Raw genomic sequence first — 13,212 nt, forward strand, 5'->3', positions numbered from 1 at the left:
GTCCTAACAGGAGGCAGACATGGCGAAAAAGAAGAAGGTGCAGGATCCGGCCGTGGTCGGACCCGATATCACCCTCTATATGATCTATGCCGGTTTCGCGACTCTCGGAACCCTGTGGATCGCCCTGCATATCGGCAACGCGATGGCTGTCACCCCGCAGGACGTTCCGATCAATCCGATCGCGATCGTCGCCGATCTGGTCAAGGGCAAATTGCACTGGCCGCGCGCTTCCACGGTGATCGTGTTGCTCGTGATCGCGGCGATTGTGGCCTATGTGGTGGTGCGCAAGCGGCTCGCCACACTTCGGTCCGTCGGGCGGCTCGCCGTGGACGACAAGGCCGATGTGATGGGTAGCGGCGGCGCCATCAAATCGCTGACCGAGGCCGGGGTGCGGTCGAAGGCCGAAATGCTCGGCGTCCGGCTCGGCTACAACGACAGTCCGGGTGTGCCGATCGGCATCGGCGTCGCCGACGGAGTGATGCTTTACGGCTCGTATGAGGATCTGCACCTGGACATCTGGGGTCCACGACAGGGCAAATCGACCTCCCGAGTGATCCCGGCCATCCTGACCGCGATCGGCCCGGTGCTGTCCACCTCGAATAAGCGTGATGTGGTCGATGCGACCCGAGATGTGCGCGAGGCCAAAGGAAGTCGCACCTTCGTCTTCGATCCGCAGGGTGTCGCAGGGGAGGAGCCCACCTGGTTTTGGGATCCACTGGCTTGGGTGGACGCCCACCACGACGGTGCGGAGATGCGGGCCGCACGGCTGGCTGGACACTTCGCCGACGCCGACAACGGTTCCGATGCCAAGAGCGATATGTTCTTCGATCCCGAAGCCGAGGACCTCCTCGCCGGGCTGTTCCTCGCCGCGGCCCTCGGTGGTCGCCCGATCGTCCAGGTCTGGGACTGGGTGACCAACCCCAATGACTCCGAGCCCATCGAGCTGTTGCGCAATGCGAGCAAGCACTACACCGCCTCGGGCCTCGCGATGCAGTACAACGCCGATCCGCGCACCAAGAGCGGCATTTTCGGCACTGCGAAGAAAATGATCCGCTGCCTGCAGTTGTCGAATGTGCACCCGTGGATCCTGCCGGGCGAGAACCGCATGCAGTTCGACGAACTCGAATTCATCGAGAACAACGGCACTCTCTACAGCCTCTCGCTGGAGGGCCGTGGTTCGGCGGCGCCGCTGGTCAGTGCCCTCACCGAGGCTGTGGTCGATGTGGCCATGCGCAAGGCCACGCATTCGCCGGGCGGACGGCTGCCGATCCCGATGCTCGCGGTCCTGGACGAGGCGGCGAATGTGGTGCGCTGGAAGGATTTGCCCAAGCAGTACAGTCACTTCGGTTCGCGCGGCATCGTGGTGATGACGGTGCTGCAGTCCTGGGCCCAGGGTGCACGCTGCTGGGGTGATGACGGCATGCTGGCGCTGTGGTCGGCGGCCAATATCAAGGTGCTCGGTCCGGGCGTCGACGATATGAACTTCCTGCGCGACCGCTCCGAGGCGATCGGCGAATACGACTCGATTTCGTCGTCGGTCTCGGAATCCAAAGGCGGCAAGAGTTATTCGCGCTCGCTCGGCTCGTCCAAAACGTTCACCGTGAATGCGCTGGCGACACTGCCACAGGGCCGCGCGATCGTCTTCACCTCCGGCCAGCCCGCGGTGCTCGTGCGTACCGTGCCCTGGTGGGAGGGCGACTACGCTGACGACGTGAAGAAGTCGATCTCGCACCATCTTCCGGGGCGTAAGACCGAGATTGCCGACCTGTTCGGCTCGCCCAACCTGACCAAGCCTGCTCCGCCACCCGAAGACGGTCAAATCGAGGAGGTCCGGCCGCTGTGACCGAACAGCAGCAAGAGCCACTGATCTACACCAATGTGGTGGAGTTCGTCGAGAACTACCTCAGTGTGGTGTACCGGCGTCAGGTCACCGATATCAGTGAAACGGTATGGTGCCCGGAGTGGTGGAAACATGCCGAGGCGGTGGCACGACTAGATGCGCTATGGCGCGCATGGGAGCACTACCGACTCGAGCCGAGCACCGGATTGAGCGTCTGGTTCCTCGACCACGCGGATCCGCATATGACCAAACTCTTCGATCCACGCGGACCGTTCAAGTACTGCAGTGTCCGCAACGGACACAAGGACATGCTGAGCCCGCTGCCGCTGAAGTCCCCCACCCAGGGGCTCTTCGGCGATCCGACCATCGGTGACTTCCGCATCTGAGGAGCCCGAAAACGTCGAAACGCCCGCTGCTTCAGCGGGCGTTTTCGGTTTACTGCTCGGGATCCAGCTACTGTCGAACGCGTTCCAAACCGCGTGCTTCCTGTTCCCGACCTCGTGCGGAGGCCGCGCGGGCGGCTTCGTCGCGAATGCGTACCGCTTCTTCCGGCGGTTGCCCCTGGCCTACTTCGATGAGCATCCGCACCGCCGCCAGCTCCGGTGCGATGCCGATCCGGGCGAGATGTGTCGCGATCGCATGCCTACGCTCCTGGGAGTCGTAGCGGATGAGCGGTTTGGACTGGGCGGAGGTCGTCGCTGCCATTCGGCTGGCCTCGGCCTGCGCGGAGAATCGATCCTTCTCCAGTGAAATCCCATTGGCCGGAACCGATTTCTCGACCATCCGGGCAAGTTCGAGATTGCGTGGGTCCTTCGCCTTGGCGTCACGGGCCTCACGGATCTGAAGTTCCCGGGCCTCTTTGATGCGGGCCTCGGTGACCTTGACGCGGGCTTCGGCTTCTTTCTGACCACGCTCCCGGGTCCGCAGTGCGACCAGGGTCGCAATTTGCAACATAGTCTTCATCATGGCCGCGGTTTCCCGGCCGATGTCGTCCAATTCCTCGGACATGGCTGCTCCCCGATGCTGCAGTGATCACTATGGATGTTGTGGTGCTTCGTCACGGACGCCGCCACGTCGAACTGTAGTCCGCCGCGCCGGTGCCCCGCCTGCAAACGTGGACACCCAGAGGACTCGTCGCGTCGCATTCCCTGTTGGGGGATCGTCCAGCCAGGGGATGACTACGCTACGCGTTCTCCTTCATTCGAGATTACCTGAGAAAGCTCGGCAACAACCGTACGGGCGTGCCGCTCGAGAGCATATAACGCACAATTCCGGCGGGTAGGGGAATGCTTCGGAGGATCTCCGGTCATAGCGCACCCTTACCGAATGATGAGGGTCGCCTACCCTGGCTTGTTCGCGGATGCAGTTCGGGCGCGCTGCCCACCGTGTGCGGCGGGCCCGAACGAACCGAGCATCCGGATCGGGCGTGTCGTAGCGATTGCCTGCAGGTCGCTCGAAAGGGTCGGCTCAGTCGATGCGGACCGACTGGATGGTCACCGGGAGATTGGGCTTGCCGTCGCCCTGGCCGTTGGAGTTGTCCTGACCGCCCGCGGCGATCTTGTCCAGCGTGCCCATGCTGTCCGGATCGACGGTGCCGAAGATGGTGTAGTTCGGCGGCAGTTGCGAATCGCCGTAGACGATGAAGAACTGACTGCCGTTGGTGCCACCACCGTCGATGGGATCCGGTCCCGCGTTGGCCATGGCGAGCGTGCCGCGCTTGTAGTCCATTGGCTTCTGCAATGCGGGGTCGGCGGGGTTGTAGCGGTTGGTCGGGTACTCGTTGTCGAACTGATAGCCGGGGCCACCGGTGCCGGTGCCGGTCGGGTCACCACACTGCAAAACCTTCAGGCCCTCGTCCGCGGTCATGCGGTGGCAGGTGGTGTTGTCGAAGTAGCCCTGACCGGCGAGGCTGGCGAAGCTGTTCACGGTGCACGGCGCCTTGGCGTTGTCCAGGGTCAGGCCGATGGGGCCCTGGGTGGTCTCCATGCTGACGCTGAGACTCGCATTGTCGCCGGTGTTCTCGATGCCGCTGGTGCGCGGCTTCTTCACCTGCTTATCGGCGGGCTTCTGACTGTCGCGGTAGTCGCAGCTGATGGCTGCCGGCTTCTCGTCACTCTTGGTCAGGAAGTAGACGCCGACGGCGGCCGCCGCCACGATCACCACGCCGAGCGCCGATCCGGCGATCGTGAGTCGCTTCCGCTTGCGGGCTCGGTCGGCCCGGTTGGCCAGCTGGCGTTCCAGCTTGCGTTTCGCCGCGGCCCGTCGCTGTTCGTTGCTCGGCACTACCACGTTCCTCCCGTATCCGTTACGTACGGCACAGGATTGTGCCATCTATTCCTGAGACTGCTCAGCAGGCCATTTCGACCAGTCGTGACGCTGTACAGGCGGCTGGCGGCAAACCGGTTGGACTTGACGGGCCGTAGTGGTGGAAACTGGACCATCGTGACCAAGACCAGCAGCTTCTCCGCCCCGAAGGGGGTTCCGGATTACGTGCCACCCGGTTCGGCCGAGTTCGTCGCGGTACGTGACGGCTTGATCCGCGCCGCCCGATTCGCCGGGTATGGGCATGTGGAGCTGCCGATCTTCGAGGACACCGCCTTGTTCGCGCGAGGCGTCGGTGAGTCCACCGATGTGGTGACCAAGGAGATGTACACCTTCGCCGACCGCGGCGAGCGCAGTGTCACGCTGCGGCCGGAGGGTACCGCGGGCGTTATGCGTGCGGTCATCGAACACGGGCTCGACCGGGGGCAGTTGCCGGTGAAGCTGCTGTACTCGGGGCCGTTCTTCCGTTATGAGCGTCCGCAGGCCGGTCGGTACCGGCAGCTGCAGCAGGTTGGTGTCGAGGCGATCGGTATCGATGATCCGGCACTGGATGCCGAGGTGATCGCGATCGCCGACGCCGGATATCGCGGACTCGGGCTCGATGGTTTCCGGCTGGAGATCACCTCCCTCGGTGACGAGACCTGTCGTCCGCAATATCGCGAATTGCTGCAGGAGTTCCTGTTCGGGCTGCCGCTGGACGAGGAGACCAAGCGGCGCGCGCAGCTGAATCCGCTGCGGGTGCTCGACGACAAGCGGCCCGAGGTGCGCGAGATGACCGCGAACGCACCGTTGATGATCGATCACCTGTCGGAGTCGGCGAAGACGCACTTCGAGCAGGTGCTCGGGTATCTCGACGCGCTCGGCGTGCCCTACGTCGTGAACCCGCGGATGGTGCGTGGCCTGGACTACTACACGAAGACGACCTTCGAATTCGTACACGATGGGCTCGGGGCGCAGTCGGGTATCGGCGGCGGCGGACGTTACGACGGGCTGATGGCCGAATTGGGCGGACAACCGTTGTCCGGCATCGGATTCGGGCTCGGTGTGGACCGCACCATTCTGGCGCTGGAGGCCGAGGGCAAGTCGGCGGGCGATCCGGCGCGGTGTGAGGTCTACGGTGTGTCACTCGGTGATGCCGCCAAGCAGCGGTTGGTCGTGCTCGCGGCGCAGTTGCGGGCGGCGGGTATCCGGGTCGATCTGGCCTACGGTGGCCGCGGCGTCAAAGGGTCGCTGAAGGCCGCGGATAAGTCCGGTGCGAAATTCACCCTGGTCCTCGGTGACCGTGACTTGGCCGAGAACACCATCGGCCTGAAGGATATGGCCACCGGTGAACAGCGGCAGATCCCACTGGACGAGACGGTGGCCGCCGTCGTCGCCGCGTTGCGTCCGGGCGGGTAGTACGGTGCCGGGGTACACCCGCATCGCGACGAATGAGCAGCCGTGCCTGTAGAACCCACGAATCCCGGCGCAGCCCATCCGGTTCCGACGGTCGGGCTCGATCTCGTCGCGCCCGAAACCTACGCACCCATGCTGCGGCGACTCGCTCTCGCCGCGGTAGGGGTGGGCATCGGCGCGGCATTGCTCGCGGCGCTGCTGGTGCCGTGGTCGGTCGCGATCTCGATCGGTCTCGTCGTCGGTGCACCCACCGTCGCCTACGCCATCGCGTTGCGCCGACGGCGGATGTGGTTGGCCGGTACCACGATTCACGCGCGGCGGGTGATCGGTGAGCGTCAGGTCGATATCGCCGCCGCCAACGGCGTCGAAATCCTCATTTTTCCGGCCCGTTTGAGCCGGATCGTCCTGCGGGTGACCGCAGGCGCCGATTCCCAGGTCGTCCCGCTCGCGATGTACACCGATGCCGGCAGCGGCCGCGAACTCCACCTGCTCGGCCTCCGCAAGCTGGCCGACGCACTGGCCGCGAGCGAACTCGCTGCGGCCGTTGCGGTTTCGACCATGCTTGTCCATCAGCTGCGGGCCGAGGCACGGGATGCCGGGCTGGAAGAACGGCCGCTGTACCGTGCTGTTCGGCTGGCGAGGGCGAAGGATTACGTTTCGCCGATCGTCCTGACCGATCAAGAGGTCGCGGGGCTGTGCTGATACACGAGTCGAGTTGCGCGACACGCGAATCGGCGTGCCTTGCGCGATTGCATTCGACGCATGGTTGCGTGCCGCGCTGAACAGACGCACTTCCTGTCAGGATTCGCACCCGTTATGGGTGCCGCTATAGAGCGTCGAGAAGGGGTGCGGGGGCGCTTGTCGTTAGCTGGACCGGTTGGATGGGTGCGGCGTGGGGATTGTCGCGTAGCTCACCACTGCGGTTCCGGGCCCGTGAGAGTCGTTAGGGTGGGATCGAGTGTCCGCCTATCGCAAGGAGTTTCTCGTGAGCACCGCTGCTCGGACCGCGCCCGTGACCGTCGCCGTGACCGGCGGCGCGGGGCAGATCGCCTACGGTCTGCTGTTCCGGATCGCATCCGGGGCGCTGCTCGGGTCCGAGACGCCGGTACGGCTGCGGTTGCTGGAAATCCCGGCGGCGGTAGCGTCGCTGGAGGGGGTGGCGATGGAACTCGAGGATGGTGCGTTCCCGCTGCTCGAGTCGATCGATATCAGCGACGATCCATGGGTCGGGTTCGCGGGCGCGAATGTCGCGTTGCTGGTCGGTGCCCGGCCGCGCACCGCGGGGATGGAGCGCTCGGACCTGCTGGCCGCCAACGGCCCGATCTTCACCGAACAGGGCCAAGCGATCAACGCCAGCGCCGCCGACGACGTCAAGGTGCTCGTGGTCGGCAATCCGGCCAACACCAACGCCTTCATCGCCATGAGCAATGCCCCGGACGTCCCGGCCGCGCGCTTCACCGCGATGACCCGCCTCGACCACAACCGCGCCATCGCGCAACTGGCCAAGAAGACCGGTGCGCCCGCCGCCGATATCGCCCGCGTCGCCATCTGGGGCAATCACTCCGCGACCCAGTATCCGGACATCACCCACGCCACCATCGCGGGCCGCCCCGCCCTCGACCTCGTGGACCAGGACTGGGTACGGGAAGAGTTCATCCCCACCGTCCAACAGCGCGGCACCGCCATCATCCAGGCCCGCGGCGCATCCTCGGCCGCCAGCGCGGCCAGCGCCGCCATCGACCACATCCACGACTGGTCACTCGGCACCCGCGCCGACGACTGGACCTCCATGGCGGTCCCCTCCGACGGCTCGTACGGCATTCCTGAAGGCCTTATCGCCTCGTTCCCCGTCACCTGCGCAGGTGACGAATACTCGATCGTCCAGGGCCTGGAAATCGACGAATTCTCCCGCGCTCGCATCGACGCCAGCGTGGCGGAACTCGAACAGGAACGCGACACCGTCATCGACCTCGGATTCGCCAAGAACATCTGATACCTGTCCGAAGTCGCAGCTCAGGCGGCGGTCGTCGCGGATTCGCTGCTACCGAGGGCCGGCTGACCGCGGTGGCGAGCGAATTCCTCCTGGCTCGGATTGCTGGGTGCGTTCCTGACCGACCGCTTAAGTGCCGATGTGTCGGGTCAGGGCTCGAGCCGAAACATGCCGGGATGTTGAATGTGTTGGCGGCCAACGGCCCGCCATCGCAGGCGGAGATGGCGCAGATACTGCGAGTAGCGCCGAGCCTGGTCGTCGCGCTGGCTGACCACCTGGAATCCCTCGGCGCCATCGAACGGCTGCGGGCGCCGGAGGATCGCCACCGTCAGAACCTGAACTCGCACGGCCGCGTACTACTGCGCAAATGCCTCGACGTCGCCGATGCGGTCGACGCCGAGACCACCGCGGACCGGGCGCGCCGACCGACATCGCATTCTCGGCCCGCTCGCCGATCGGATGGGTCTGTCTAGATGATGGTCCAGGTTTCTGAACCGTTGAGCAGGGATTGCAGCGAATCCTCGTGTACCGGTTTGCGTTCGCGCGCCATGGCGGTTTGGGTGCGGACCGCATCGTCATAGGTGGGCCTGGTGACATCGCGGAAGATACCGGTGACCACGTGGCCGAGGTCCTGGTCGGACAGGCGCGAGAGCGCGTAGGCGTACTCCGGATTGTCGGTGTAGGCGTCGTGCACGATGATCTCGGACTCTTCGACGTCGTCGGTGCGTACCACCGCGAGCCCGAAACCGGAACGCACCACGGCGAATTCGCCATCGGCGCCGAAACGGATCGGTTGACCGTGATGCAGCGGAATGAGGCGGGATTCGACATCGCCCTTGCGCAGCACGTCGAAGGAGCCGTCATTGAAGATCGGGCAGTCCTGCAGGATCTCCACGAACGAGGTCCCGCGGTGTTCGGCGGCGGCACGCAGCACCTCGGTGAGCCCAGCACGATCGGAATCCAATGCGCGCGCCGCGAAGCTGGCTTCGGCGCCGAGCGCGACCGAGAGTGTATTGAACGGGTGGTCGACCGAGCCCATCGGCGTCGACTTGGTGATCTTGCCCTCTTCCGAGGTGGGGGAGTATTGCCCCTTGGTGAGTCCGTAGATCCGATTGTTGAACAGCAGGATCGTCATATTCACATTGCGGCGCAGGGCATGGATCAGGTGGTTGCCGCCGATCGACAGCGCGTCACCGTCACCGGTCACCACCCACACCGACAGATCCGGCCGGGTCACCGCGAGCCCGGTCGCGATGGCGGGCGCGCGGCCGTGGATGGAGTGGATGCCGTAGGCCTCGAGGTAGTACGGGAACCGGCTCGAGCAGCCGATCCCGGAGACGAACATCAGGTTCTCCCTGCGCAATCCGAGTTCGGCGAGGAAGCCGCGTACGGTCGCCAGGATCACGTAGTCACCGCAGCCGGGGCACCAGCGCACCTCCTGATCGGAGGTGAAGTCCTTGACCTTCTGCGGTCCGTCTGCGGACGGCACTCCGGAAAGGCCGGTGAGACCCAGATCGGTTCCGACGAGCGAGGTTTCGACCATGGTCATCAGTTACCCCCAGCCGAGTACGTGGCCCGCGCCCGTGCCGCGAAGGCCTTATCGTGTTCCATATCCTCGATCGACCCGTCGAGTGCCGCATCGATCACGCCGACGAGTTCCTGTGCGGAGAATGCCGTGCCCGCGATCTTCGTCCACGGTTGCACATCCACCAGATACTTCGCGCGCAGCAGCATGGCCAGCTGGCCGCCGTTCATTTCCGGCGCGACCACCGTCCGATAGCTACGCAGCACGGCACCGATGTTGGCGGGCAAGGGATTCAGATGGCGCAGATGCGCCTGCGCGACCGGGACACCGCGACGGCGGGCGCGGCGGCAGGCCTCGCCGATCGGCCCGAAGGAACTGCCCCAGCCGATCAGCAGCAGTTCGGCCCGCCCCTCCGGGTCGTCGATCTCGAGGTCGGGGACGGTGATGCCATCGATCTTGGCCTGCCGCAGCCGCACCATCAGTTCGTGATTGCCTGGCTCATAGGAGATATTGCCGCTACCGTCGGCCTTCTCCAGTCCGCCGATCCGATGCGCGCGACCGGCGGTGCCGGGCACCGCGAGCGGTCTGGCGAGTGTGTCGGGATCACGCGAGTAGGGCTGGAACGGCGTGCCTTCCTCGGCCTCGGGTTCGAAGCGCGGATCGATCGGCTCCAAGTCGGCGACACGCGGAATCGACCATGGCTCAGAGCCATTGGCGATCGAGCCGTCGGAGAGCAACAGCACCGGCGTGCGGTAGGTGAGCGCGATGCGGGCCGCTTCCACCGCGGTGGCGAAGCAGTCGGCGGGGGAGCGCGGCGCGAGTACGGCGACCGGCGATTCCCCATTGCGGCCGTAGAGCGCTTGTAGCAGGTCGGCCTGTTCGGTCTTGGTCGGCAGTCCGGTCGACGGACCGCCGCGTTGCACGTCGACGATCACCAACGGCAGTTCCGTCATCACCGCGAGCCCGATGGTTTCGCTCTTGAGCGCCAGTCCGGGGCCGGATGTACTGGTGACGCCGAGCGCGCCGCCGAGCGAAGCGCCGAGGGCGGCGCCGATGCCCGCGATCTCGTCCTCGGCCTGGAAGGTGGTGACGCCGAAGTTCTTGTGCTTGCTGAGTTCGTGCAGGATGTCGGAGGCGGGTGTGATCGGGTACGTGCCGAGGAATACCGGCAATCCGGACAATTGCCCCGCGGTGACGAGGCCGTAGGCGAGCGCGGTATTACCGGTGATCTGGCGGTAGGTGCCCGGGGGCAGCTTGGCCGGGGCCACCTCGAAGGTGGTTGCGAAGCTCTCGGTGGTCTCGCCGTAGTTCCAGCCCGCGCGGAAGGCGAGCAGATTCGCCTCGGCGATATCGGGTTTCGCGGCGAACTTCTCGCGTAGGAAGTGTTCGGTGCCGCCGATCGGACGTCCGTACATCCAGGACAGCAGCCCGAGCGCGAACATATTCTTCGCGCGCTGACCGTCTTTCTTGCCGACGCCGGTGGGTTCGGTCGCGCCGAGGGTGAGTGAGGTCATCGGCACGCGGTGGACCACGAAATCGCTCAGCGTGTCGTCGTCGAGCGGATCGGTGGTGTAGCCGACCTTGCTCAGATTGCGTTTGGTGAACTCGTCGGTGTTCACGATGAGGGTGGCGCCGCGCGGCAGATCCTCCAGGTTGGACTTGAGCGCGGCCGGGTTCATCGCGACCAGCACGTCCGGTTGGTCGCCCGCGGTCAAGATGTCGTAGTCGGCGATCTGGATCTGGAAGGACGAGACGCCGGGAAGTGTCCCCTGCGGCGCCCGGATCTCGGCCGGGAAGTTGGGCTGGGTGGCGAGGTCGTTGCCGAATGCGGCCGCTTCGTGCGTGAAGCGATCACCGGTGAGCTGCATTCCGTCACCGGAGTCACCGGCGAACCGAATTACGACCTTTTCCAATTTCGCTGCGCCGACATCACTTTGGTCGGAAACCATATGCCTGCTTCACTTCCTCGTCCGATGGGAGGTGCCATTGGCCAACCTACTCCGCCGCGTGCGGGAATTGCTTGTGAAATGCTCTACCCGAACAGCGCCAGCTGCGTGTCGTTCGGCTGCGGTGTGGAGAGTCGGGGCTCGGGCTCCGGGGTGTGCTCGCGGGTGAGGCCGTGCCGCTGGAGCAGTGGCTGCACTCGCTCGCGTAGCCAGGACGCATATTCCGGTGTCACATAGGCGCCGCGGCCATAGAGCTGGCGGTAGCGGCGCACCAGTGCGGGATGCGCCTCGGCCAGCCAACTCAGGAACCAGCCACGGGTGGCGCCGCGCAGATGCATCGGGAAGGCGACCACCGATATCGCCCCGGCCTCGGCGATCACGGTGAAGAGTGCGTCGAGATGGGCGCGGCTGTCGGTGAGATACGGAATCACCGGCGCGACCATGACGTTCACCTCGAATCCGGCGTCGGTCAGCGCCCGCACCAGCTCCAACCGCGCCTTGGGTGACGGAGTACCCGTTTCCAGGCTGCGGTGCAGATCCATATCCAGGATCGCGATGGAGACGGCGATGCTGACCCGGACCTGGTTGGCCGCGGCGGTGAGCAGCGGCAGATCCCGCCGCAGCAGGGTGCCCTTGGTGAGAATGGAGAACGGCGTGCCGGAATCGGTCAGCGCGCGAATGATGCCGGGCATCAACCGATATCGCCCCTCGGCCCGTTGATACGGATCGGTATTGGTGCCCAGCGCGACGGGTTCGTGATGCCAGGACCGCCGGCTGAGTTGTTTGCGCAGCACCGCGGCGATATTGGTCTTCACCACGATCTGCGAATCGAAATCCCGGCCCGCATCCAGATCCAGATACTCGTGGGTGGGTCGCGCGAAACAGTAGCGGCAGGCGTGTGAACAGCCGCGCATCGGATTGATCGTCCAATGGAACGGCAGGTTCGACGCCTCCGGCATCTTGTTCAGCGCGCTCTTGCACAGCACCTCGTGGAATGTGATGCCCTCGAATTCGGGGGTCTGCACAGTGCGTATGAAGCCTGCCCGGTCGAGACCGGGCAGGGCGCCGTCGTCGGCATCCAGGGTTTGGGTTTGCCACCGCACCCCTTCAGTCGAACATGTGTTCTAAGAGGTGTCAAGCAATCTGTCGAGTGTCGGGTGAGTTGAGCTGCTTCGGATCGGTGAAGAAGGTGACCAGATCGCGCACTGTCGTCTCGATGGGCCGTGGCTGATACCCGATTTCGCGCTCCGCCTTGCCGTGATCGACGATCGGAGCCGAGACCAGCGCGCCGAGTGCGGCCTTCGACACGATATCGGTCTTGAACATTTTGCCGATCGGTTCGAGCACCGGAATCAGACCGTTGACGACCTTGGGGGAGATCGAGAACTTCGGCCCCTTCTTGCCGCCGCATTCGGCCGCGGTGCGACACAGGTCGAGCATCGAGATCATCGAACCGCCGAGCAAATAGTTCTCGCCGGTCCGGCCGCGCTCCCCGGCCAGGATCAGGCCCTTCGCGACGTCGCGCACGTCGACCAGATCGAAGCCGCCGCCGATCATCGCGGGCACCCGGCCGCGGGCCGCGTCCTTGAGGGTGCGATTGATCCTGGACAGTGGGGTGCTGTAGTCGAGCGGGCCGAAGACGCCGGTGGGATTGCAGATCACCGCGTCCAGGCCCTGTTCGATCACCTTGCGCAGTTCGACCTCGCCCGCCCATTTGGAGCGGTCGTAGACGGGCAGGCTGGGATCGGTCGAGCGCACCGAGGTCTCATCGATGCGGCCGCCGCAGGTGTACTGGTTGAAGGCGTGGATAGAGCTGGCGTGCACCATGCGGCGCACGCCGAGGGCCAGCGCCGCCTCGGCGACGACCCGCACGCCCTCGGTGTTGACTCGCCATGCGAGGTCGTGCTGCTCGGCCAGGGTGATCACGGCAACCAGGTGATAGATGATCTCCGCGCCGGCAAGCGCGGTGCGCATGGATTCGGGGTCGAGCACGTTGCCGGAGACCCAGCTGACGTTCGGGTCCGCTCGCTGCTCCGGAATCACGCGATCGATTGCGGTGACCTCGTGTCCTTGTTCGACCAGCAGGCTGAGCAGATTTGTGCCAAGGTAGCCGGCTGCGCCGGTCACTGCGACCTTCATGCGATCGAGAATATAGAACTTGTTCTAATTTGCAACATGTTCCAGTTCCTTTCCG

General features: G+C 65.1%; 12 protein-coding genes. 6 read left to right on the forward strand and 6 right to left on the reverse strand.

Annotated elements, in window-relative coordinates:
- Window positions 1-19 precede the first annotated feature (19 nt).
- Both AB0L63_RS15660 and AB0L63_RS15665 read left to right on the forward strand, forming a co-directional pair.
- Complete coding sequence (locus AB0L63_RS15660; protein WP_364500417.1) at window positions 20-1,843, forward strand: TraM recognition domain-containing protein; 1,824 nt, start codon at window positions 20-22, stop codon at window positions 1,841-1,843.
- Window positions 1,840-2,226, forward strand: a complete 387-nt coding sequence (locus tag AB0L63_RS15665; RefSeq protein ID WP_364500420.1) for a DUF4913 domain-containing protein — start codon at window positions 1,840-1,842, stop codon at window positions 2,224-2,226. Before AB0L63_RS15660 ends, AB0L63_RS15665 begins: the two co-directional genes overlap by 4 nt.
- A gap of 67 nt (window positions 2,227-2,293) precedes the next feature.
- Here AB0L63_RS15665 and AB0L63_RS15670 read toward each other — a convergent pair whose 3' ends face one another.
- Complete coding sequence (locus AB0L63_RS15670) at window positions 2,294-2,848, reverse strand: hypothetical protein (RefSeq protein WP_364500423.1); 555 nt, start codon at window positions 2,846-2,848, stop codon at window positions 2,294-2,296.
- Between the two features lie 459 nt (window positions 2,849-3,307).
- A complete protein-coding gene (locus AB0L63_RS15675) occupies window positions 3,308-4,123 on the reverse strand; it encodes a peptidylprolyl isomerase (RefSeq protein WP_364500426.1) in 816 nt (271 codons plus the stop codon).
- A gap of 159 nt (window positions 4,124-4,282) precedes the next feature.
- On the opposite strand from AB0L63_RS15675, the gene hisS reads away from it, so the two are divergent.
- From hisS to AB0L63_RS15695, 4 genes are all read left to right on the forward strand, one after another.
- Complete coding sequence (gene hisS / locus AB0L63_RS15680) at window positions 4,283-5,560, forward strand: histidine--tRNA ligase (protein WP_364500429.1); 1,278 nt, start codon at window positions 4,283-4,285, stop codon at window positions 5,558-5,560.
- A gap of 42 nt (window positions 5,561-5,602) precedes the next feature.
- The gene (locus AB0L63_RS15685) at window positions 5,603-6,259 is read left to right on the forward strand and encodes a hypothetical protein (RefSeq protein ID WP_364500431.1); all 657 of its coding nucleotides are present in this window, start codon (window positions 5,603-5,605) and stop codon (window positions 6,257-6,259) included.
- A gap of 283 nt (window positions 6,260-6,542) precedes the next feature.
- The gene (locus tag AB0L63_RS15690) at window positions 6,543-7,550 is read left to right on the forward strand and encodes a malate dehydrogenase (protein WP_364500433.1); all 1,008 of its coding nucleotides are present in this window, start codon (window positions 6,543-6,545) and stop codon (window positions 7,548-7,550) included.
- Window positions 7,551-7,621: 71 nt separating this feature from the next.
- Window positions 7,622-8,020 (forward strand): MarR family transcriptional regulator, encoded by a 399-nt coding sequence (locus AB0L63_RS15695; RefSeq protein WP_364500436.1) that lies wholly within the window; start codon window positions 7,622-7,624, stop codon window positions 8,018-8,020.
- Here AB0L63_RS15695 and AB0L63_RS15700 read toward each other — a convergent pair.
- From AB0L63_RS15700 to AB0L63_RS15715, 4 genes are all read right to left on the reverse strand, one after another.
- Window positions 8,017-9,096, reverse strand: coding sequence for a 2-oxoacid:ferredoxin oxidoreductase subunit beta (locus tag AB0L63_RS15700; RefSeq protein ID WP_364500438.1), 1,080 nt, complete (start codon window positions 9,094-9,096; stop codon window positions 8,017-8,019). The genes AB0L63_RS15695 and AB0L63_RS15700 overlap by 4 nt on opposite strands.
- A complete protein-coding gene (locus tag AB0L63_RS15705) occupies window positions 9,096-11,021 on the reverse strand; it encodes a 2-oxoacid:acceptor oxidoreductase subunit alpha (RefSeq protein WP_364500440.1) in 1,926 nt (641 codons plus the stop codon). Before AB0L63_RS15705 ends, AB0L63_RS15700 begins: the two co-directional genes overlap by 1 nt.
- An 83-nt stretch (window positions 11,022-11,104) precedes the next feature.
- Complete coding sequence (locus AB0L63_RS15710) at window positions 11,105-12,121, reverse strand: Rv2578c family radical SAM protein (protein ID WP_364500442.1); 1,017 nt, start codon at window positions 12,119-12,121, stop codon at window positions 11,105-11,107.
- 31 nt (window positions 12,122-12,152) lie between these two features.
- Window positions 12,153-13,157 carry an NAD-dependent epimerase/dehydratase family protein gene (locus tag AB0L63_RS15715; protein ID WP_364500445.1) on the reverse strand — a complete coding sequence of 335 codons (1,005 nt, stop codon included), beginning with the start codon at window positions 13,155-13,157 and terminating at the stop codon, window positions 12,153-12,155.
- Between the last annotated feature and the right edge of the window lie 55 nt (window positions 13,158-13,212).

Source organism: Nocardia sp. NPDC051990 (genome assembly GCF_040680755.1).
Taxonomy (GTDB): Bacteria; Actinomycetota; Actinomycetes; order Mycobacteriales; family Mycobacteriaceae; genus Nocardia.